17 protein-coding genes are annotated in these 20,524 nt (G+C 70.0%); 10 read left to right on the top strand and 7 right to left on the bottom strand.

The features are described from left to right. The first annotated feature begins 15 nt into the window (after window positions 1-15). The 6 genes from ACIRJP_RS22615 to ACIRJP_RS22590 all read left to right on the top strand — a co-directional run bounded on the left by ACIRJP_RS22615 (window position 16) and on the right by ACIRJP_RS22590 (window position 7,331). Window positions 16-507 (top strand): hypothetical protein, encoded by a 492-nt coding sequence (locus tag ACIRJP_RS22615; RefSeq protein ID WP_404176951.1) that lies wholly within the window; start codon window positions 16-18, stop codon window positions 505-507. Window positions 508-595: 88 nt separating this feature from the next. Then, window positions 596-823, top strand: a complete 228-nt coding sequence (locus tag ACIRJP_RS22610) for a hypothetical protein (RefSeq protein ID WP_404176949.1) — start codon at window positions 596-598, stop codon at window positions 821-823. A 230-nt stretch (window positions 824-1,053) separates the two neighbouring features. Continuing rightward, on the top strand, window positions 1,054-2,220 hold the full coding sequence (gene rhaI, locus ACIRJP_RS22605) for an L-rhamnose isomerase (protein ID WP_404176947.1): 1,167 nt from the start codon (window positions 1,054-1,056) through the stop codon (window positions 2,218-2,220). Between the two features lie 68 nt (window positions 2,221-2,288). Continuing rightward, window positions 2,289-4,334 carry a bifunctional aldolase/short-chain dehydrogenase gene (locus tag ACIRJP_RS22600; RefSeq protein ID WP_404176945.1) on the top strand — a complete coding sequence of 682 codons (2,046 nt, stop codon included), beginning with the start codon at window positions 2,289-2,291 and terminating at the stop codon, window positions 4,332-4,334. A 15-nt stretch (window positions 4,335-4,349) separates the two neighbouring features. Beyond that, a complete protein-coding gene (locus ACIRJP_RS22595) occupies window positions 4,350-5,828 on the top strand; it encodes a rhamnulokinase family protein (protein ID WP_404176942.1) in 1,479 nt (492 codons plus the stop codon). Window positions 5,829-5,867: 39 nt separating this feature from the next. After that, the gene (locus tag ACIRJP_RS22590) at window positions 5,868-7,331 is read left to right on the top strand and encodes an arabinose isomerase (RefSeq protein WP_404176939.1); all 1,464 of its coding nucleotides are present in this window, start codon (window positions 5,868-5,870) and stop codon (window positions 7,329-7,331) included. Window positions 7,332-7,366: 35 nt separating this feature from the next. Here ACIRJP_RS22590 and ACIRJP_RS22585 read toward each other — a convergent pair whose 3' ends face one another. After that, window positions 7,367-8,440 carry an enoyl-CoA hydratase/isomerase family protein gene (locus ACIRJP_RS22585; protein WP_404176936.1) on the bottom strand — a complete coding sequence of 358 codons (1,074 nt, stop codon included), beginning with the start codon at window positions 8,438-8,440 and terminating at the stop codon, window positions 7,367-7,369. A 324-nt stretch (window positions 8,441-8,764) separates the two neighbouring features. Here ACIRJP_RS22585 and ACIRJP_RS22580 point away from each other — a divergent pair, with 324 nt between their 5' ends. Further along, window positions 8,765-10,888 (top strand): SpoIIE family protein phosphatase, encoded by a 2,124-nt coding sequence (locus ACIRJP_RS22580; RefSeq protein ID WP_404176933.1) that lies wholly within the window; start codon window positions 8,765-8,767, stop codon window positions 10,886-10,888. Window positions 10,889-10,999: 111 nt separating this feature from the next. Here the strand turns inward: ACIRJP_RS22580 and ACIRJP_RS22575 are convergent, their stop codons facing one another. The 5 genes from ACIRJP_RS22575 to ACIRJP_RS22555 form a co-directional block, all read right to left on the bottom strand. Next, a complete protein-coding gene (locus tag ACIRJP_RS22575) occupies window positions 11,000-11,623 on the bottom strand; it encodes an LAETG motif-containing sortase-dependent surface protein (protein WP_404176930.1) in 624 nt (207 codons plus the stop codon). Window positions 11,624-11,816: 193 nt separating this feature from the next. Next, complete coding sequence (locus tag ACIRJP_RS22570) at window positions 11,817-12,305, bottom strand: GNAT family N-acetyltransferase (protein WP_383722380.1); 489 nt, start codon at window positions 12,303-12,305, stop codon at window positions 11,817-11,819. 120 nt (window positions 12,306-12,425) lie between these two features. Next, window positions 12,426-13,559, bottom strand: a complete 1,134-nt coding sequence (locus tag ACIRJP_RS22565) for a DUF6397 family protein (RefSeq protein WP_404176926.1) — start codon at window positions 13,557-13,559, stop codon at window positions 12,426-12,428. Between the two features lie 172 nt (window positions 13,560-13,731). Beyond that, the gene (locus ACIRJP_RS22560; RefSeq protein WP_404176924.1) at window positions 13,732-14,145 is read right to left on the bottom strand and encodes a roadblock/LC7 domain-containing protein; all 414 of its coding nucleotides are present in this window, start codon (window positions 14,143-14,145) and stop codon (window positions 13,732-13,734) included. 140 nt (window positions 14,146-14,285) lie between these two features. Beyond that, entirely contained in the window at window positions 14,286-14,912 is a 627-nt protein-coding gene (locus tag ACIRJP_RS22555) for a GTP-binding protein (protein WP_404176921.1), read from the bottom strand. 388 nt (window positions 14,913-15,300) lie between these two features. On the opposite strand from ACIRJP_RS22555, the gene ACIRJP_RS22550 reads away from it, so the two are divergent. From ACIRJP_RS22550 to ACIRJP_RS22540, 3 genes are read left to right on the top strand one after another with little or no spacing between them, the layout of a single operon-like run. Next, the gene (locus ACIRJP_RS22550) at window positions 15,301-15,666 is read left to right on the top strand and encodes a metalloregulator ArsR/SmtB family transcription factor (RefSeq protein WP_351262606.1); all 366 of its coding nucleotides are present in this window, start codon (window positions 15,301-15,303) and stop codon (window positions 15,664-15,666) included. Continuing rightward, window positions 15,659-18,415 (top strand): magnesium-translocating P-type ATPase, encoded by a 2,757-nt coding sequence (gene mgtA, locus ACIRJP_RS22545; RefSeq protein ID WP_404176918.1) that lies wholly within the window; start codon window positions 15,659-15,661, stop codon window positions 18,413-18,415. The genes ACIRJP_RS22550 and mgtA overlap by 8 nt, the downstream gene beginning before the upstream one ends. Then, complete coding sequence (locus ACIRJP_RS22540) at window positions 18,412-18,993, top strand: GNAT family N-acetyltransferase (RefSeq protein ID WP_404176915.1); 582 nt, start codon at window positions 18,412-18,414, stop codon at window positions 18,991-18,993. Before mgtA ends, ACIRJP_RS22540 begins: the two co-directional genes overlap by 4 nt. A 28-nt stretch (window positions 18,994-19,021) precedes the next feature. Here ACIRJP_RS22540 and ACIRJP_RS22535 read toward each other — a convergent pair whose 3' ends face one another. Then, window positions 19,022-20,461, bottom strand: a complete 1,440-nt coding sequence (locus ACIRJP_RS22535) for an LCP family protein (protein WP_404176912.1) — start codon at window positions 20,459-20,461, stop codon at window positions 19,022-19,024. Window positions 20,462-20,524: the final 63 nt, after the last annotated feature.

Raw genomic sequence — 20,524 nt, 5'->3', positions numbered from 1 at the left:
AGGTGGCCACGGACGATGGAAACCGAGGACGGGGCCGGGTTCGAACCGGCCACCGGGGACGGCCCGACGGCTGCGGTGCCGGACGCGGGACGCACCGCTTCCGTGCGGACGGCGTTCGCGGGAATGCTGCAGATCCGTCGGCTGACGAACACCGGACACGCCGACCCGCAGGGTGTACCCGCGCGGTGGGAGACGCTCCGGCCGGTGCGAGCGGTCGCCATCGCCCTTGAAGCGTCGGGGCTTGCCCCCTCGGCCGTTGACGGATCGGGCCTGCGAACGGCGACCGGTTACCGCTTGCAGCAGGGCGAGGTACCGGGCGGTGTGCGCGTCGAGTGGCTCGGTCCGCCCGGCAGCGGGGCGGCCCGCTCGGAGGAAGAGGAGCTGGCCCGGTGCGCGGCGGTGCTGCGGGAGTTGGGCTGGACGGTTCTGCTGTACCGAGGAGCGCGGCGCCGAAGATTCCTGGAGGTCGAACCACCGACCGGCGCACGGAGACCGGACGGCGGATGAGGGGCGCTCCCGCGCCTCCGTCGGCGGGCGTTGTCAGACCCATGGTGGATGCTGGTGGGTCCGACACCTCTGACCGGGAGATGCTGAGATGCGCAATGCCGAACTCGCCGCGGCCCAGGCGTATGTCCGACTGCTGGAGGCCACTCGCGCCGCGCTCGGGGATCCCGAAGACGGCCCGTTGTACGTGCCGTTGCTCGCCTCGCCGATCGCCGAGGCCGACAGCGCGCTTCAGCGAGCCGGCCTCTGCGGCAACGAGGCCCGGTTCTTCGACCTCGTGAGCTCGCTGCGGCCGAGCATGTCCGGCGGCGGCCGCTGAGCCTCGCCTTCCGGGCGCCACCATGCGCCGAACGGGCCGGTCAGGCCGGGGAGGTGGGGCACCTCGGGGCGGACCGGAGCGCGGCGCGATGAATTGATTCAAAACTCCAGGAGGACCCGACCGGCTCCTTGACTGGGAGCTCGTGACAAACCTAGCGTACGTAGATATGAAACGATTCACAGGCCCGGGGGCGGTCTCCGGTCGCTGGATGGCCCTGCTACGAGGTGTTCATGTCTGATGTGTCGGCCGTCAAGGCAGCTCTGAAGTCCCAGGTCATCGAGACGCCCTCATGGGGGTACGGGAACTCCGGGACGCGTTTCAAGGTGTTCGCGCAACCGGGTGTGCCGCGCGACCCGTTCGAGAAGATGGAGGACGCGGCCCAGGTGCACGCGTTCACGGGTGTGGCGCCGAAGGTGTCCCTGCACATTCCGTGGGACAGGGTCGAGGACTACTCCGCGCTCACGCGGCACGCCGAGGGCCTCGGGCTGCGGATCGGGGCGATCAACTCCAACGTCTTCCAGGACGACGACTACAAGCTCGGTTCGGTCACCCATCCCGACCCGAAGGTGCGCCGAAAGGCCATCGACCATCTGCTGGAGTGCGTCGGCATCATGGACGAGACCAGGTCTCCCGATCTGAAGCTCTGGTTCTCCGACGGCACGAACTACCCCGGGCAGGACGACATCACGGCCCGTCAGGACCGGCTCGCCGAGGCGCTGGCCGAGGTGTACGAGCGGCTGGGCGACGACCAGCGGATGCTGCTGGAGTACAAGCTCTTCGAGCCCGCGTTCTACGCGACCGACGTTCCCGACTGGGGTACGGCGTACGCGCACTGCCTGAGGCTCGGCCCGAAGGCCCAGGTGGTCGTGGACACCGGGCACCACGCGCCCGGCACCAACATCGAGTTCATCGTGGCCAGTCTGCTGCGCGGGGGAAAGCTCGGCGCGTTCGACTTCAACTCCCGGTTCTACGCGGACGACGATCTGATGGCCGGGGCCGCCGACCCGTTCCAGTTGTTCCGGATCATGCACGAAGTGGTCAGGAACGGCGGCCTGAAGCCCGAGACGAACGTCAACTTCATGCTCGACCAGTGCCACAACATCGAGGCGAAGATCCCGGCCGTGATCCGGTCGGTCGCCAATGTGCAGGAAGCGACCGCGAAGGCCCTGCTGGTCGACGTGGAGGCGCTGAGCGCGGCGCAGCGGTCCGGCGACGTACTGGCCGCCAACGGCGCGCTGATGGACGCGTACAACACCGATGTACGTCCGCTGCTGGCCGAGGTGCGGGAGGAACTCGGGCTGGCGAGGGATCCGTTCGCCGCCTATCTGGCCTCGGGCAACCAGGAGCGGATCGCCACCGCCCGGGTCGGCGGCGAGCAGGCCGGCTGGGGCGCCTGAGCCTGTCCGCCACTCCCCCGTACGACCATCGACCGGTTCAGACCGACCCCCGACCACGAAGGAAACTCATGGCCTCCGCGACGCATTCCGAAGTCGCCGCGCTCCTGGGACGCGCCCACCGGATCGGTTCCGACGCCCGGAACACCAACTACGCCGGTGGCAACGCATCGGTCAAGGCCACCGGCACCGACCCGGTCACCGGTGGCGGCACCGAACTGCTGTGGGTCAAGGGTTCCGGTGGTGATCTCGGCACGCTCACCGAGGCCGGGCTCGCCGTGCTGCGCCTGGACCGGGTGCGCGCTCTCAAGGACGTGTACCCGGGAGTGGAGCGCGAGGACGAGATGGTGTCGGCCTTCGACTACTGTCTGCACGGCAAGGGCGGTGCGGCGCCGTCCATCGACACGGCGATGCACGCCCTGGTCGGGGCCGCTCACGTCGACCATCTCCATCCGGACTCGGGGATCGCGCTGGCGTGCGCCGCCGACGGCGAGAAGCTGACCGCGGAGTGTTTCGGCGACAAGGTGGCCTGGGTGGGCTGGCGCAGGCCGGGGTTCCAGCTCGGTCTGGACATCGCGGCGGTCAAGGAGGCCAGCCCGCAGGCCGTCGGGGTGATCCTCGGCGGGCATGGCATCACAGCCTGGGGCGAGACGTCCGAGGAGTGCGAGCGCAATGCCCTCTGGATGATCCGCACCGCCGAGACCTTCCTCAAGGAACGCGGCGGGGCCGAACCCTTCGGTCCCGAATGGGCGGGCCGGGCACCGCTTCCCGAGGAGCGGCGCCGCGAGCGGGCTGCCGCCCTCGCCCCGCTGATCCGCGGACTGGCCTCAACCGACCGTCCGCAGGTGGGCCACTTCACCGACACCGAGCCGGTGCTGGACTTCCTCGCCCGCACCGGACACCCACGGCTCGCCGCTCTGGGCACCTCCTGCCCGGACCACTTCCTCCGTACGAAGGTCAGGCCGCTGGTCCTCGACCTGCCCTCGGACGCCCCGCTGGACGTGGCGGCGGCGCGGCTGAAGGAGCTGCACCGGGAGTACCGGGAGGCGTATCGCGCGTACTACGAACGTCATGCCTCGCCCGACTCCCCCGCGATGCGCGGTGCGGACCCGGCGATCGTGCTGGTGCCCGGGGTCGGCATGTTCTCCTTCGGCAAGGACAAGCAGACGGCCAGGGTCGCCGGGGAGTTCTACCTCAACGCCATCAATGTGATGCGCGGTGCCGAGGCCGTCTCCTCCTACGCGCCGATCGAGGAGTCCGAGAAGTTCCGGATCGAGTACTGGGATCTGGAGGAGGCCAAGCTGCGCCGGATGCCGAAGGCCAAGCCGCTGGCCACCCGGGTGGCGCTGGTCACGGGCGCGGGGTCCGGCATCGGCAGGGCCATCGCGCACCGGCTGGTCGCGGAGGGGGCCTGTGTCGTCGTCGCGGACATCGACACGGCGAACGCCGCCTCGGTGGCGCAGGAACTCGGCGGGCCGGACAGGGCCGTCGCCGTGACGGCCGATGTCACCAGTGAGGAGCAGATCACCGACGCCTTCCGGGCCGCCGCGCTGGCGTTCGGCGGTGTGGATCTCGTGGTGAACAACGCCGGGATCTCCATCTCCAAGCCACTGCTGGAGACGACGGCCGCGGACTGGGATCTTCAGCACGACATCATGGCGCGCGGTTCGTTCCTGGTCTCGCGCGAGGCCGCCCGGATGATGCGGACGCAGAACCTCGGAGGCGACATCGTCTACATCGCGTCGAAGAACGCGGTGTTCGCGGGTCCGGACAACATCGCCTACTCGGCCACCAAGGCCGATCAGGCGCACCAGGTGCGGCTGCTGGCGGCCGAGCTGGGTGAGCACGGCATCCGCGTCAACGGCATCAACCCCGACGGCGTGGTGCGGGGTTCGGGGATCTTCGCCGGCGGCTGGGGAGCTCAGCGCGCGGCGACGTACGGCATCGAGGAGGAGGAGCTCGGCGAGTTCTACGCCCAGCGGACGCTCCTCAAGCGCGAGGTGCTCCCGGAGCATGTGGCCAACGCCGTCTTCGCGCTGACCGGCGGCGACCTCACGCACACGACCGGGCTGCATGTTCCCGTCGATGCCGGCGTGGCCGCGGCCTTCCTCCGATGACCGGACGAGGGGTCGATGTCTGTGATGTCACGCAGCGAAGCGGCCTTCGCCGCCGTGGATCTCGGTGCCACCAGCGGCCGGGTGATCACCGGCCTGGCCGGGCCCGAGAAGCTCCGGCTGACCGAGGTGCACCGGTTCTCCAATGAGCCCATCCGGTTGCCGGACGGGCTGCGGTGGGACGTGCTCGCGCTGTACCAGGGAATGCTGGACGGTCTGCGGACCGCGGCGCGCAGCGGTCCGGTCGCGTCGATCGGGATCGATACGTGGGCGGTCGACTACGGCCTTCTCGATGCCGACGGGGCCCTGCTCGGGCTGCCCTTCCACTACCGCGACACCCGGAACGGAAGGGCGTCCGAGCAGGTGCTGGCGGTGTGCGGGCCGCAGGAGCTGTATGCCGTCGGCGGGTTGCAGCATCTGCCGTTCAACACCGTGTTCCAGCTGGCCGCGCACCGTGCGAGTGCCCAGTGGGGTGCGGCGCGGACGATACTGCTGATGCCCGATCTGCTGACCCACTGGCTGACGGGCTCGGTGGGAGCGGAGATCACCAATGCGTCGACGACGGGTCTGTTCGACGCTTCGGCCGGCGGATGGTCCGATGCGCTGATCGGCAGGCTGGGTCTGGAGCGTTCCATGTTCCCACCGCTGCGTGAGCCGGGTGATCCGGCGGGGACGATCCTGTCGCACGTCGCCGAGTACACGGGTCTGCCGGCCGGTACGCCGGTGACCGCCGTCGCCTCGCACGACACGGCGTCGGCGGTCGCGGCGGTGCCCGCGACCGAGCCCGGGTTCGCCTATGTGTCCTGCGGGACATGGTCGCTTGCCGGGCTCGAACTGCCGGCTCCGGTACTGACGGAGGAGTCCCGTGCGGCGAACTTCACCAACGAGCGCGGGGTGGACGGCACCGTCCGCTATCTCCGCAACATCATGGGGATGTGGCTGCTGGAGGAGTGCCGACGGACCTGGGACCGGCGGGGCGAGGATCCGGGTCTGCCCGCACTGCTCGCGGCGGCGGCCCGTGCCCGGCCGTTCGCCGCGGTGATCGATCCCGACGACGAGGCGTTCCTCGCACCGGGTGACATGCCGTCGCGGATCGACGCCCAGCTCGTACGGACCGGGCAGGTGCCGCCCGGCAGCCCCGGTGGCTATGTCCGGTGTGTGCTGGAGAGCCTTGCGCTGGCCCATCGCAGGACGCTGCGAGAGGCAGCCGGTCTCGCGGGGCGGGAGCCGAGCCGGGTCCATGTGGTCGGCGGGGGTTCGCGCAATGAGCTCCTGTGCCAGTGGACCGCGGATGCCACGGGGCTTCCCGTCACGGCCGGCCCGGCCGAGGCGACCGCGCTCGGCAACATCCTGGTGCAGGCGCGTGCCCGGGGTCTGGTGGGGGGCCTCACGGACATGCGACAACTGGTGGCACGGACGCAGGAATTGCGCCACTACGCCCCGCAGGGGGACCGGCGGGCCTGGGACCGGGCCGCCGCGCGGCTGGAACAGCCCTGAGTCCGTTCGGCCCTCGACAGAACCGAAGGAAGGAAGCTCATGACTGATGTCTCGCCCGCCGCGCTCGACAGTGTGCTCACCCGCACCACGCGTCGCCGTACCAGGATCGGTCTGGTGTCCGGCGGACTCGGCGCGTACTGGCCGCAGTTCCCCGGTCTGCTCGACCGGCTGCGTCAGTCGGCCCGCTTCGTGACCGGGCGGTTCGAAGAGATGGGCTGCGAGGTGGTCGACGCCGGCTTCATCTCCGATCCGCAGGAGGCCGCGAAGGCCGCGGAACGGCTGCGTTCGGCCGACTGCGACATCGTCGTGACGTTTCTGACGACGTATCTGACCGCCTCGATGGTCCTGCCGATCGCCCAGCGCGCACACGCTCCGGTACTGGTCATCGACCTCCAGCCGACCGAAGCGATGGACCACCCGGACACCGATACGGGCAAGTGGCTGGCGTACTGCGGGCAGTGCCCGCTGCCGGAGGTCGCCAATGTGTTCCGGCGCGGCGGCATCCCCTTCCGCTCCGTCTCGGGCCATCTGCGCGACGAGAACGCGTGGAACCGGATCCGCCGCTGGATCCGTGCCGCACAGGTCCGCGGCACGCTCCGGCACGGCCGACACGGTCTGATGGGTCACCTCTACCCCGGCATGCTCGACGTCTCCACCGACCTGACGTTGGTCTCCACCCAGTTCGGCGGGCATGTCGAAGTTCTCGAGTTCGACGACCTTCGGGTCCGGGTCGCCGCCGTGACGGACGAGGCGGCCGCCGAACGCATTGCGCTCGCCCGTACGGTCTTCACACTCGACGACTCGGTCGACGAGGACGATCTCGCGTGGGCCGCCCGGGTTTCGGTCGGGCTGGACCGGCTCGTCGACGACTTCGCACTCGACAGTCTCGCCTACTACCACCGCGGTCTGGAGGGCGAGATGCACGAACGGCTCGGCGCCGGCATGATCCTCGGCGCGTCGCTGTTGACCGCACGTGGCATCCCGATGGCCGGTGAGTACGAACTGCGCACCAGCCTCGCCATGCTGATCGCCGACACCATCGGCGCCGGTGGCTCCTTCACCGAACTCCAGGCCCTCAATTTCCGGGACCAGGTCGTGGAGATGGGTCACGACGGCCCCGCCCACCTCGCCATCAGTGCCAAGGATCCGCTGCTGCGCGGGCTGGGTGTCTACCACGGCAAGCGCGGCTGGGGCGTGAGCGTGGAATTCGACGTCCGGCATGGTCCGGTCACCACGTTCGGTATCGGGCAGGAAGCCGACGGGACCTTCGTCTTCGTCGCCTCCGAGGGCCGGGTCGTACCCGGGCCGCTGCTGGAGATCGGCAACACCACCTCACGGGTCGACTTCGGCTTCGACCCCGGCGAGTGGACCGACGCCTGGTCGGCGACCGGCATCGGTCATCACTGGACGCTGTGCACCGGCCATCGCGCCAAGGACCTCAAGGCCGCGGCCGATCTGCTCCGCGTCCCGTTCCGTACGGTCGACGGGCCGAACGACCTCTGATTCCCGTAGGTGTCTCCCGCCCCGCCGGCCGCATATCAGTGCGCCGTCCCGGAAACGGCGGCCAGGCCGAGTTCGCGGTCGCCGAGCGGGGCGAAGAAGAGTGCGACGTCCGCGTCGGTCACCTCGGCGAGGTCAGCCGGGCTCCAGTGCGGATCGCGGTCCTTGTCGACGATCTGGGCCCGCACGCCCTCCACGAAGTCCGGCCTGGTGAAGGCGGTGCACGAAGTCCGGTATTCCTGGTCGAGCACCGCCTCCAGGCTGCCGAGCCGGCGTGCCCTGCCCAGCGCGGAGAGAGTCACCTTGAGCGAGGTGGGAGATTTGGTCAGTATGGTTTCGGCGGCCTGCTTGGCGGCGGGGATGCCACTGTTGTCGAGCCTGTCGATGATCTCCTCCACCGAAGCCGCCCGGTAGCAGGAGTCGATCCACTCGCGGTGCGCGGCCAGTTCGCCCTCCGGCGCGGGTGCGGCGTACTGCCGCACCGTCCCCTCGATCTCGGCGGCCGTGCCGCACTCGGCGAGGTCCGCGGTGAGTCCGGCGAGGCGCTGCGACGGTACGAAGTGGTCGGCGAGACCGCACAGCAGCGCGTCACCCGCGCCTACCGCGTCCGCGGTGAGTGCCAGGTGGGTGCCGAGCTCACCGGGCGCCGCACCGAGCAGATGCGTGCCGCCGACGTCGGGGACGAATCCGATGCCGGTCTCGGGCATGGCGACGCGCGAGCGTTCGGTGACGACACGGATGTCGCCGTGGGCGGAGACGCCGACGCCTCCGCCCATCACGATGCCGTCCATGATCGCGACATAGGGCTTGGGGAATCGGGCGATACGGGCGTTGAGCCGGTACTCGTCCCGCCAGAAGTCCAGCGATGCGCTGCCGCCGGCCCGGGCGTCCTCGTAGATGGACCGGATGTCGCCGCCCGCGCAGAGGCCTCGCTCGCCCGCACCGGTGATCAGGACCGCGGTGACGGACTCGTCGTGCTCGGCGTCGGCGAGTGCTTCGGCGACGCGCGCGACCATGGCGTGGTTCAGCGCGTTGAGGGCACGTGGGCGGTTGAGCGTGATGTGCCGGACGCATCCCTCGGTGTGCAGCAGAACTGGATCTTCGTGGTTCATGAATGCGCTCCGGTCAGCCCTCGTGCCGTGTCGACCGCCGATCGCGGACGATCTTCCGCTGCCATTCTGCGCGGCGGGGCCGGTGCCGGGACAACAGGGGGCCTGGCCCGCCCGGCCCGCCCGGTCCCGCTCGTCCGCCTCGACCTACTCGCCCGGTTCATCCGGCTCGCCCGGCTCGCCCGGCTCCTCCGGCTCCTCCGGCTCCTCTGGCCGGATTTTGCCGGGTTTCCGCTGTGGCAACCTGCCGGAAGCGGTTCGACAATTAGGTGACCCAGTTCGGGCCGCGCCGCCCGTCAGCCCCGCCCGGCGACCTCCGGAGCAGGAATGACCGATCACGACCAGCAACCGAGTACTTCCGTCCCGCCTCGCCCGCTGATCGAGAAGACGCACAACGGCGAGATCGCGACGGCTCAGCGGCTTGCCATGAACCGGACGGGCAGTTTCGAGTGGAACGTGGTGGCCGGCACGCTCGACATGGACGATGCCGGGCTGCTGGTGTTCGGCCTGGATCCACGCACCTTCGACTCACGGCCCGAGACGGTGCTGGAACGACTCGAACAATCGGAACGGACCCGTCTCGATGTGGCGATCGACGAGGCGGTCAAGAGCGGTCGAAGTTCGTACAGCGTTCATTTCCGGGTGCCGATGGACGACGGCAGGGACCAGTGGACCCACATCCAGGCACGCATACTGCGCAGCGACGACGGACTGGCGCACCGGATCGTCGGGGTGGTGCAGGACGCCACGGCGGAAGTCACCCATTCGGCCTTCGTGCTCGATCTGGAAAAGCGGCGTCAACGCCAGACCAGCATCGTTGAACGAACAACGAGCGCGCTGTCACGTGCGGTGACCGTCGATGATGTGACCGCGGCGCTCACCGGACCCGGCGGGCTCGCCCGGCTCGGGGCGGACGGTCTCTCGCTCGGCCTGGTCGAGAACACCACCCTCAGCGTCATCGCTCTGAGCGGCGACTCGGTGGAGGCGATCGACGGATTCGGGGACGCCGGCCTGGACCGGCGGTTCCCCCTGGCGGACACCGTGCTCAGCGGCCGGCCCCGGTTCCTGACCTCGGTCTCGGCTCTCACCCATCGCTACCCCGTGCTGGCGCCCTGTGCCGATCGGCTGAAATTCCGGGCCGCCGCCTATCTGCCCCTCGTCGCCCAGGCACGTTCCCTCGGCACACTGGCGCTGTTCTACCGCGAGCACACGTCCTTCAACGCGGACGAGCGGAATCTGTGCCTGGGGCTGGCAGCGATCGTGGCGCAGTCCCTCCAACGCGCCAAGCTCTTCGACGAGGAGCGCGAATTCGCCACCGGTCTCCAGGCCGCGATGCTGCCTCGGCGGATCCAGGAGATCGAGGGTGGAGAGATCGCCGTGCGCTACCACTCCGCCTGGAGCGGACGTCAGGTCGGCGGTGACTGGTACGACGTGATCGCGTTGCCCAAGAACCGGTTCGGGCTCGTGGTCGGTGACGTACAGGGTCATGACACGCACGCCGCCGCCATCATGGGCCAGTTGCGCATCGCCCTGCGCGCGTACGCCGCCGAGGGGCACCCTCCGTCGACGGTGCTGGCGCGGGCGTCGCGCTTCCTCGCCGAGCTGGACACTGACCGCTTCGCGACCTGTACGTACGCCCAGGTCGATCTCACGTCGGGGACCGTGCGCGTGGTTCGGGCCGGGCATTTCGGCCCGCTGATCCGGCATATGGACGGCCGCGTCGGCAGCCCCCAGGTGCGCGGCGGTCTGCCGCTGGGCATCTCGACCGATTTCGCGGACGAGGAGTTCCCTGAGACCCGCCTCGACCTGGTGCCGGGCGAAACACTGGTCCTGTACACCGATGGGCTGGTGGAAGAGCCCGGCGCCGACATCGACGCGGGTGTCCAGGCGCTGATCAATGAGGTGAGCGCGGGGCCGGCGAGTGCCCAGGCACTGGCCGACCATCTGTCGGACCGGCTCTGGGAACGGTGGGGTTCCGGGGACGATGTCGCGCTGCTGGTGCTGCGGCGCAGCCCGGACCCCGGGTCGCCGCGGGCTCCGCGGCTGCACCAGTACATCCACCAGGCGGACCCGGAGGGGCTGTCCGACGCCCGTAACATCGTGCGTCAGGCTCTGACCGACTGGGACATGGCCGAACTCGCCGACGACGCCGAGCTGGTGACGGGCGAGCTCCTGGTGAACGTCCTGCTGCACACGGAAGGCGGCGCGGTCCTCACCCTGGAGGTGCTGCCGGAGCCCGTACGGCGGGTCCGCCTCTCCGTGCAGGACCGCTCCAGCGCCTGGCCGAGGCGGCGCAGTCCGGGCGAAACCGCGACTTCGGGGCGGGGTCTGCTGCTCCTGGACGCCGTAGCCATTCGGTGGGGCATCGAGCCCCGCGGCGAGGGCAAGGCAGTCTGGTGCGAGATCGGGCCCCCGGTGCCGCCCGTCGCCGCTCCTCCGCCGACCACGTAGCAGATGTGACGGCGTTTCGGAGGACGTGCCGCCCCACGCGCCGGGCGTGCGGCGGCGCCGCCTCGACCGGTGGTCCCGGCACAGCCTGCGTCAGGACCACCGGCTCATTCGTCAGTGCTGTGGCGTACGACGCTTGCGCAGGGACCACATGATGCCGCTGCCCGCCAGCAGAACGGCCACGGCCGCTCCGGCGATGACCGGGGTGGCGGACGAGGAACCCGTCTCGGCCAGGTCCGGCGAGCTGGGGCTCGGCGAGGCCGCGGGGGGCGCGGACGTCGAAGGCGCCTCACTGGGCGTGGCGCTCGCGGCCGGTGCCTCGGTGGACGGAGTCGGGGACGGCGTGCCCTCGGACGGTGCGGGCGTCGGGGTGCCGGCGTCCTCGCACACGGGCGCCGTCCTGGTCTCGTCGCGCGAGAAGTTGTCGCCGTCGCCGGCCTTGACGACGAGGTGAACCGCGAGTTCCTTGTCGTGCTCTGGCAGCTCCAGCTTCTTGTGGAACTCCTTGCCGAAGGTCTCGGTGGGCAGGAGATCCTTGCCGTCGACAGTGACGGTCACCTGGTTGGTGACGTTGCTGTTGTAGGCGGTCAGGTCGAGGCTCACCTCGGAACAGGTCACGGCCCAGGTGGGGGTGTGAGCTGCGGCCGGACCGGCGGAGAGCACCGCGCCGGTCAGGCCGGCGACCGCGGCGGCCGCGAGCGTTCCCGCGGCGCGCAACGATCTCCTGGGTATGGTCATGGATTCTTCCTCCGCATGAGCGTCATCGCCCGAATGGCGGTGGGGCGCAGAGTACTGCCCCCGCCAACACCCACGCACCCGCCCCACGAAACACCTGTGACACCAACTGTTCACAGGCCACCACGGGTTCGGACATGACGGACACACCGCGGACGGAGAAGCGAGGAGTGCGGCCTGGGCGGCGATGCCGTTGTCAGAGGCGGCAGTGCATGATGTGCAGCCCGACAAAGCCCTGTTCCGGGTGGTTGAACCCTTCCGGGAGCGTCCCGAGAATCTCGAATCCGAGCGACCGGTAGAGCCCGACGGCGTGGACGTTCGTCTCCACCACCGCGTTGAACTGCATCGCCCTGAACCCCGACGTGCGGGCCCAGTCCAGGGTGTACTCGCACAGGGCCCGGCCGACGCCCTGCCCCGAGTGCTTGGGATCGACCATGTAACTGGCACTGGCGATGTGCGAGCCGTTGCCCATGTGGTTGTTGTTCATCTTGGCCGTGCCGAGGACCGTCCCGTCGTCGTCGACCGCGACGACGGTACGGTTGGGAGACTCCAGGAGCCACCAGGAGCGGGCGTCCGCTTCGCCGAGATCGAGCGGGTAGGTGAAGGTCTCCCCCGCGGCAACGATTTCGTGGAAGAACGGCCAGATGGCTGGCCAGTCCTCGGTGGTGGCTTCCTTGATCAGCATGGAGGACAGAATGCCTGGTGCCGCGCATTCTCCGCGAGCGCTTTTCCTCCCTCCGCTGGTTCTCCATCGGTCGCGGTCGGTTGGTTCCCCGTGGGTCGCGGTGGGCGCGATTCCTCCTCGTCACCCGCCGAACGGCGCACGCCCCGGTGGGGATGGCCGACGGTTCGCAGCTTTGACCGTTCGCCTGCGCAGACCGATCCGGGCGAGCAGACCGACCGTGGGCTCCGCTGCGTCTGTCGACGCCTTGACAGGACCGGGCGCCGGAACTGGCCCTGGGATCGGGCTCGGACCTGGGTTCAAGCCCGGGCTCGGGATCGGGATCGGTGAGGCGGCGGGAGGGGCCGTGGGTACCGCAGCGGACGGCGGACCGGGTTCCGCATCGGCTCGGGAATCCGGCGCGGGCTCACGCTCGGTTCCCGAATAGGGGAAGGCGCGCCGGTTACCGCCCGGACGGGGCGCCTGCCGAACCTCCCGGGCATTGTCCAGCTCCGTGATCAGGCTCACCCGCCGCCACAGCATCTCGTCAGGTTCGTCGGCCTGCATCAGATGCGCCGTGCTCTCGCGCGCCCAGGCCGGCCCGGCCGGCCCGAAGACCGGTCCGGGTCGGATTCTGGCGAGGTACGCGCGTTCGTAAGGATCGTCGACCACCTCCGCCAACTGCACCGGGTCCAGTGTGTCTGCGAGCACGGCCACTCGGGCCCATGGATCCTCCATGAGGCTCAGCAGACGTTCGACCCGGCGCGAGCGCCAGTTGACCGCACGGCAGTCGGCGCCTCCCTCCAGGCGGTCACGCAGCCAGGCCGGACTCCTGCCGGTCAGGAGCCGCGGTTCCCGCGCGGCGAACCCCGTGAGTTCATCGGCGAGATAGAGCCAGACGACTGCCCGGTACCGGTTGAGGTAGAAGGTGATCGGCGTGAGGCATCCCGCACGGGCGAGTCTGGTGAAGCGGTCCGGGCTGATCCCGAGCTGCTGAGCCCCCTTCGCCGTCCCGACCGTGCGCACCCTTTCCCGGAGCTCGTCCGGGAACCCGGCCTGCGACCGGAGCCGCTCGATCTCGTCGCACCCGACCCTCGGCCGCCCGCCGTGGCGCGGCACTGTGAGGCGGATCAGCCCCAGATGCACGGCGATCGCGAACTCGCCGCGCTTGAAGCGGAGTTCCTGGGCGGCCGTGCCCACCGCCACTGCGCCTGCGGCAGGCATGCTCTCCGCAGGCACACCGGTGGTCTCCGTGCACACGTCTTCGGCAACAGTCATGACGCTCTCCCCCACGAGGCTCGGTCACTCTCTGTGAGCACCGTAACCTGGAGGAGGTCCCGCCCGCCCGGCCTGTGGACAACTCCGGCGCCCTGATCAGAACTGTCTTCGCCCGATCAGATTCTGTCGCCCCGATCAGAGTTGCCGCCGAATCAGCGCCTCCTCGCCCCGGTCAGAGGCGGTCGGCCTCTTCGCCCGCCGACTGCCGCGCGGCGACACCAAGATGCTCACCGACCCTGTTGACCAGCAACGTCATCTCGTAGGCGACCTGGCCGACATCGGCCTCGGCCTCGCTCAGCACGCACAGGCAGCTGCCGTCCCCTGCCGCCGTCACAAAGAGCAGTGCCTCGTCGAACTCCACCATGGTCTGCCGCGCCTTCCCTGCCCGGAAGTGGCGCCCCGACCCTCGGGCCAGGCTGTGCAGCCCCGACGAGACCGCTGCGAGATGCTCGGCGTCCTCGCGGGCCAGGCCCGTGCTCGCCCCCGTGACCAGTCCGTCGTTCGACAGCACCAGTGCGTGCCGTATGTACTCGACCCTGTTCGTCAGGTCGTCAAGGAGCCAGTCGAGTCCCCTGTCCAGCGCCATTCCCCGCTCCTCCCCGCTCATGCGTTCCCCGTGCCCCGTTGCCGTAAGCCTTGCGCACCGGTCACGCAGGGGCAAGCACTCCTTCGCCATGTGGCTTGGTCCCGGCCCCGGATCACGCGGCGGACGAGCGCCCGGGAGGGTCAGCTCACCGAGTCGAGGAGCCGGGCAGTGTGCATCCTTCCGGCGTACTCGACCATGCGGATCAGCACCTCCTTGCCGGACTCCCGGTCGCGCGCATCGCACAGGACGACGGGTGTGCCGCGGTCGAGGTCCAGAGCGCGGGACACGTCGCGCTCGCCGTATGTGCGGGCACCGGCGAAGCAGTTGACCGCGACGACGAAGGGAATGCGACGGTGCTCGAAGTAGTCGACGGCCGGGAAGCAGTCCTCCAGCCGACGGGTATCTGCGAGAACGACGGCACCGAGCGCGCCCTGGGAGAGTTCGTCCCACAGAAACCAGAAGCGGTCCTGTCCCGGCGTGCCGAACAGATAGAGCGACAGGCCGGACCGGATGGTGATCCGTCCGAAGTCCATGGCGACGGTTGTGGTGGTCTTCTGGTCGACCCCGTCCGTGTCGTCGACCGACTGTCCCGCCTCGCTGAGAAATTCCTCCGTCCGCAGTGGCCTGATCTCACTGACGGCGCCGACCAGTGTTGTCTTTCCGACGCCGAAGCCTCCGGCGACCAATATCTTCAGCGCGAGAGCATCGGTCTCCGCGGACTCCCCGGCGGTCTCCCCGTATGTGTTGTCAGCGTGCTCGGAAGGCATTGATCACTTCTCTCACCAGTGCGTCGCTGGACGTCGAATGCGCGGGTCGGAGCCGTCTCAGGGTGCTCGGATGCCGTGTGCGTCGGCAATCGCCCGCCCAGTCCCGCCTGCGCAGGCCGACAGCATGGCAAAGAAGAACCCTCGCCATGGGGTGAGTTCGATTTCTTGGTGATGTGACAAGTCCGGATCATTTCGCTGCCCGGATCGGCCCACAATCGGATCGGTCCGCGATCCGGCATCTCTCCCCCGGCCTTGTCCGCCGGTCACCGGGGCTATGTCCGCCGCTCCCGGCCCGTCCGCGCAGGGGCCCGCAGGCGGCGGACGTCCGGCGCCTACACTTGAGGCTTCGGGTGCGAGGAATCGGGCCACGCGGACAGGGAGAGCAAGAGTGTCGAGAGCTGCCGACGGCGGTTTCGAGGATCCGCCCGCGGAGGTGCTGGTGGAGGCCGCGGCTGCCTTCGGCCTCCTGGCGACGCCTGCGCGACTGCACATCGTATGGGCCCTGTCCCAGGGCGAGAGCGATGTGACCGGGCTCGCGGACCGGGTGGGCGGCACCCTTCCTTCGGTGAGCCAGCACCTGACAAAGCTCAAATTGGCGGGTCTCGTACGGTCCCGGCGCGAAGGCCGCCGGCAGGTGTACCTGGTCGACGATCCCGATGTGGTGACCGTCGTCCGGCTGATGGTCGGCCAGCTCGCGGAGCGTGCCGGTCACGCGCCCGCAAAGCCCTCACGCCTCCGTGGGCTCGGTGCCTGAGAGCAGTGCCGCCGCAGGCCCCGGCAGCACCGACGACCCCGATGCACCTTCCGCCGTCGTCGTACCGATAGCCGGTGCGAAGGCCGGGCGGAGCGCCGCCCCCGACGTCCTCGCCGACGCTTCCGCGACTGCCGCACCGACCTCCTTGCAGGTGCTGCGCTCGCTGGACAGCGGACCGAGGGGACTGCTTGAGGAGCAGGCCGGGGAACGGCTTGCGCGGTTCGGCGAGAACACGCTGCCGGCCTGGCGCCCGGTCTCCTGGCCCCGCCGTTTCCTGCGCAGTCTGCGCGACCCGTTCACCTCGGTCCTCCTGTGTCTGGGCCTGGTCTCGGCAGCGGTGGCCTCATGGGGCACGGCGTGCGTGACGCTGGTGCTCGTGGTGGTCAGCTGTCTGCTGCGCTCCGGGGAGGAGCACCGGGCGGACCGGTCCACGGCCGCGCTGCGGGAGCTGGTGGCGACCACCGCGACCGTGCTGCGCCGCGCGGGGCCGGATGCCGCGCCGCGCGCCCGTGAGCTCCCGGTCGGGGAGCTGGTGCCGGGTGATGTGATCCGGCTCGGTCCGGGTGATCTCGTACCCGCCGATGTGCGGTTGTTGCGTGCGAGCGGCCTGACCGTTCATCAGTCGGCGCTCACCGGCGAGTCGGTACCGGTCGCGAAGCACCCCGTGGACACGCCGTCATGGCTCCGCGCCACGACCGGTCCCGGGTCCAGCGCCGGGGAAGGGCCTTTCGCCCGGCCGGAGCTGTGTTTCCAGGGCAGCAGCGTGGCCTCCGGCAGCGGTACGGCGGTGGTGACGGCGACGGGTGCGGAGACCGGATTCGCCGCCGCGTACGACGGTTCGGCGCGCCGCCGCGAGACCAGTGCCTTCGACCGTTCGGTGCACGGGATCTCCTGGACGCTGATCCGCTTCATGCTGCTCACCCCGCCCCTGGTGCTCATGGCCAACGCGGCGCTGCGCGGCCGGGGCCTGGAGACGCTGCCGTTCGCCGTCGCGGTGGCCGTCGGGCTGACTCCGGAGATGCTGCCGGTGATCGTCACGACGGCACTGGCCAGGGGTGCTTCGCTGCTCGCCAGGAACCATGGGGTGATCGTCAAACGGCTGCCCGCGCTGCACGACCTCGGCGCGATCGACGTGCTGTGCGTGGACAAGACCGGAACCCTCACCCAGGACCGGCCGGTCGTGGAGAGTTCGCTGGGCGTGTCGGGCCGCTCCGACGCCGAGGCACTTCACTGGGCCGCGGTCAACGCGCTGTGGACGCTCCAGCTGGCCGATCTGCCCGCCCCCGACGCGCTCGACGAGGCGGTGCTCGACGCGGCCGAGGAGTGGGAGGAGCGGGACGAGCCGCTGTCGGCGTACGAAGGCATCGCCGCTCTCCCGTTCGATCCGGTGCGCCGCCTCGCCACCGCGGTCGTCCGCCGCCCCGGCAGGCTCGGCTTCCACACTCTCGTGACCAAGGGGGCGGTCGAGTCGGTGCTCGAACGGTGCGCGCTGGACGAGGCCGAACGGATCCGGCTGGGCGAACTCGCCGCCCGTGAGACCGCCGGCGGTCTGCGGCTGATCGCCGTGGCCCGCGCCGAGCGCCCGGCCCGGCCCCGTGCGTACTCCACATCCGACGAGAGGGATCTGACGTTCCTCGGCTTTGTCACCCTGCGGGACGCACTCACACCGAGCGCGTCGGACGCCCTGGCCGCGCTCGACAACCGGGGCATCGCCGTCAAGGTCCTCACCGGTGACGATCCCGGCACCGTCGCCCGCGCCTGCCGGGATCTCGGACTCGATCCGGGCGAGGTCATGTCCGCGGAGCGGATCGACGCGTTGTCGGACGGGAAGCTCGCGGAGGCCGCCGACCGGGTAACGGTCTTCGCGCGCTGCACGCCGGAACACAAAGCACGGATCGTGTCGGCGTTGCGCACCGCCGGGCGGACCACGGGGTTCCTCGGTGACGGGGTCAACGATCTGCCCGCGATGCACGCGGCGGACGTCGGTATCTGCCCGCGCAACGCGGTCGACGTGGCGCGGGAGACCGCGGACGTGGTCCTCGCCGAAAAGGACCTCGCGGCCATCGATCACGCGATCACCGCGGGCCGCCACTCCAGCGGGAACATCGCCACGTATCTGCGCATCACGCTCTCGTCGAACCTCGGCAACGTCATCGCGATGCTCGCCGCGGGGCTGATGCTGCCGTTCCTGCCGATGCTTCCGGCGCAGGTCCTGGTGCAGAACCTGTGCTTCGACGTGGCGCAGCTCGCCTTCGCCTTCGACCGGCCCGCGTCCGAGGTGCTGCGATGGCCCACGGTGCTGCGTCCTCGCGACTTCCTCCACTTCATCACCGGGTTCGGTCTGCTGAACGCCACCGCCGACCTGGCGACGTTCACCGTGCTTGCCTTCGCCCTGCACGGTTCCGCGACGTCGGGCGGGCAGGAGGCCTTCCACTCGGGATGGTTCACCGAGAACCTGCTGACCCAGGCCCTGGTGATGCTGCTGCTCCGGACGGGCGGACGGGTGGTCGGCGCACGGAATGCCGACGGACGGATCGTCGGCGGTCACGGCGGCGGTCCACTGCGGGTGGCCGCGTGCGGTCTCGCCGTGGTGGGCCTGCTGCTGCCGCTCACCCCGCTCGGCGGGCTGCTGGGCATGAGCGCGCTGCCGCCGCTCTACTACCTGTTGCTGGCAACAGTGCTGACCCTGTACGCATACGCCTTGCGGGCGGCCCGGACCCGCTACGAGCAGAAGTGGAGCCCTTCGTGACCCCGTCGTACATCGACCGTGATGAGTCCGGCATCGAGGCCGGCACCGGTACTGGCACCTGCACTCGTACCGGCCGCGATGATGTACCGGTGGTGGTGCGTGCCCGTCGCGCCACGCTCGACGACGTGCCCGCGTTGGTCCGGCTGCGCGGGCTGATGCTGGACGGCATGGGGGTGGAGACGGGCGGCCCGGAAGCACCGTGGCGGGCGGCCTCCGCGCAGTGGTTCAACGAGCAGCTGCGCCGCCCAGGCCTGTTCGCCGCGTTCCTGGTCGACGATCCCGTGCTCGGTGTCGTCGCCAGTGCGGTCGGGACGTGCGACGCGCATGCCCCCGGCCCCGCGAACCCGAGCGGTCTGCAGGGGCATGTCTCCAATGTCAGCACCGACCCCCGCCGGCGCCGTCTGGGTCATGCCCGGGTCTGCCTCGACGCCCTGCTGACCTGGTTCCGCGAGGAGGCCGGGGTCACGGTGATCAATCTGAACGCCACCGAGGACGGCGCCTCGCTGTACGAGTCGTACGGCTTCGCTGCCCCCCGTCACCCGGCGTTGCAGCTCCGGACGGCCGGGGCGTCGCGCTGAGCCACGCCGTACCGCCCCTGATGGCCGGTCAGCCGTACGAGAGGTCCGCGCACGGGTCGTCGTCGGCCGACCGGGCCTCGTCGGCGACGTCGGACGGAACGGTGGACGGGATCGGCGCGTCGGGTGGGGCCGAGGGGTTCTGCGCGTAGGAACTGCCCAGGATCACCTGGATTCCGGCGGTGCCGGACGCCGTCGTCCGTGCTCCCGCAAAGAGCCGCGCGGTGGTTTCCGCCTCGTCCCGCAGTCCGGGTCCGTACTCGATCACGGTCGAGGTGTGGTTCTGGTTGCTCGCGGTGGCCGTGGTGGTGACGGTGAAGTCCCGGGAGCGCAGGAATTCGGCCGCCCGGGCGGCGAGTCCCCTGACCGTGGTTCCGTTGTAGACGGCGACGCTGATTCCCTTGCCGGAGACCGGAGCGTCCGCAGCGGGCGACGCCGGGCGGCTGTCCTTCCCGTCGCCCTTGTCCGAGGACTTCCCCGGTCCCTTGCCGCTGGCGTCCTTGCCGTCGACCGTACGGTCGGCCTTGAGCGCTGCCCAGAGCGCGTCGGCGTCCGGCTCGACGATCGCGACGCGGGCCCCCTCGTAGCGCCAGGGGACGGTCACGAACTTGGTGTTGTGCAGGTCGATCTTCTTCATCGACAGGGCGAACGACAGCAGCCGGTCGGCCGATCCGAGTCCGGGGTCGACGGTCATCGCGTCGGTGGCCGCGTTGGCCAGAGGCAGGAGCGTGGTGGGGTTCAGTCCCTGCGACTTCACCTTTTTGATGAGGGAGGCGACGAAGGCCTGCTGTCGTTTGATACGCCCTATGTCCGAGCCGTCGCCGATGCCGTGCCGCAGCCGGACGTAGTCGAGTGCCTGCTGACCGGAGACGGTCTGCGGACCCTTCGTGAAGATCCTTTCCCCTCGGGTGGTGCGCTTCGGGCTGAGGTCGCGCTGGTAGATGTCCTGGGGCAGACAGACGGGTACCCCGCCGACGGCCGAGGTCAGCGCGGAGAACCCGGCGAAGTCGATGACGACGGTGTGGTCGACGCGCAGACCGGTGAGGTGTTCGACAGTGTTCTGCGTGCAGGCCGGGTTTCCTTCGGCCGTCTCCCCCACCGAGAACGCCCCATTGAACATCACTCCGTGCTGCGGGGTGGTCCACCGGCCGTCGGGCCCTTTGCAGGCCGGGATGTCGACCAGAGCGTCACGCGGAATGGACACGGCGACCGCGTGCTTGTGGTCGCCGTACACATGGAGGAGGAACGCGGTGTCGGAACGCCCCACGGCGCCGGTGCCGCCGCCGAGCCGGCTGTTGTCGCCCGAGCGCGAGTCCGATCCGACGACCAGGACGTTCTGCCCCTGCGAGGAACCCGGCGGCCGGTCGTCGGAGATGCCGTCCGCGCTGAAGGTGTCGATGCTGCCTCCGAGTTTGAGGTAGCCCCACCCGACGCCCGCGACCAGCAGTACGAGGAACGACAGCCCGAACATGGCCCTCCGGCGCAGGCGGCCGGCCCTCCCCCTGCCCGCTGCCGCGTTACGACTTCCCGTCAT

The organism is Streptomyces sp. NPDC102437 (assembly GCF_044765565.1).
GTDB lineage: Bacteria > Actinomycetota > Actinomycetes > Streptomycetales > Streptomycetaceae > Streptomyces.
The sequence above is the reverse complement of the archived record's forward strand: the minus strand, read 5'-3'. Positions and strand labels throughout refer to the sequence as shown.

Excerpts from the sequence above, each read along its gene's own strand:
- ACIRJP_RS22585 (WP_404176936.1), bottom strand. The coding sequence starts at position 8,440 with ATGAACCACGAAGATCCAGTTCTGCTGCACACCGAGGGATGCGTCCGG.
- ACIRJP_RS22560 (WP_404176924.1), bottom strand. The coding sequence starts at position 14,145 with ATGGCGCTGGACAGGGGACTCGACTGGCTCCTTGACGACCTGACGAAC.
- ACIRJP_RS22615 (WP_404176951.1), top strand. The coding sequence starts at position 16 with ATGGAAACCGAGGACGGGGCCGGGTTCGAACCGGCCACCGGGGACGGC.
- ACIRJP_RS22565 (WP_404176926.1), bottom strand. The coding sequence starts at position 13,559 with ATGACTGTTGCCGAAGACGTGTGCACGGAGACCACCGGTGTGCCTGCG.
- ACIRJP_RS22580 (WP_404176933.1), top strand. The coding sequence starts at position 8,765 with ATGACCGATCACGACCAGCAACCGAGTACTTCCGTCCCGCCTCGCCCG.
- rhaI (WP_404176947.1), top strand. The coding sequence starts at position 1,054 with ATGTCTGATGTGTCGGCCGTCAAGGCAGCTCTGAAGTCCCAGGTCATC.
- ACIRJP_RS22555 (WP_404176921.1), bottom strand. The coding sequence starts at position 14,912 with ATGCCTTCCGAGCACGCTGACAACACATACGGGGAGACCGCCGGGGAG.
- ACIRJP_RS22610 (WP_404176949.1), top strand. The coding sequence starts at position 596 with ATGCGCAATGCCGAACTCGCCGCGGCCCAGGCGTATGTCCGACTGCTG.
- ACIRJP_RS22600 (WP_404176945.1), top strand. The coding sequence starts at position 2,289 with ATGGCCTCCGCGACGCATTCCGAAGTCGCCGCGCTCCTGGGACGCGCC.
- ACIRJP_RS22535 (WP_404176912.1), bottom strand. The coding sequence starts at position 20,461 with ATGTTCGGGCTGTCGTTCCTCGTACTGCTGGTCGCGGGCGTCGGGTGG.
- ACIRJP_RS22575 (WP_404176930.1), bottom strand. The coding sequence starts at position 11,623 with ATGACCATACCCAGGAGATCGTTGCGCGCCGCGGGAACGCTCGCGGCC.
- ACIRJP_RS22595 (WP_404176942.1), top strand. The coding sequence starts at position 4,350 with ATGTCTGTGATGTCACGCAGCGAAGCGGCCTTCGCCGCCGTGGATCTC.
- ACIRJP_RS22570 (WP_383722380.1), bottom strand. The coding sequence starts at position 12,305 with ATGCTGATCAAGGAAGCCACCACCGAGGACTGGCCAGCCATCTGGCCG.
- ACIRJP_RS22590 (WP_404176939.1), top strand. The coding sequence starts at position 5,868 with ATGACTGATGTCTCGCCCGCCGCGCTCGACAGTGTGCTCACCCGCACC.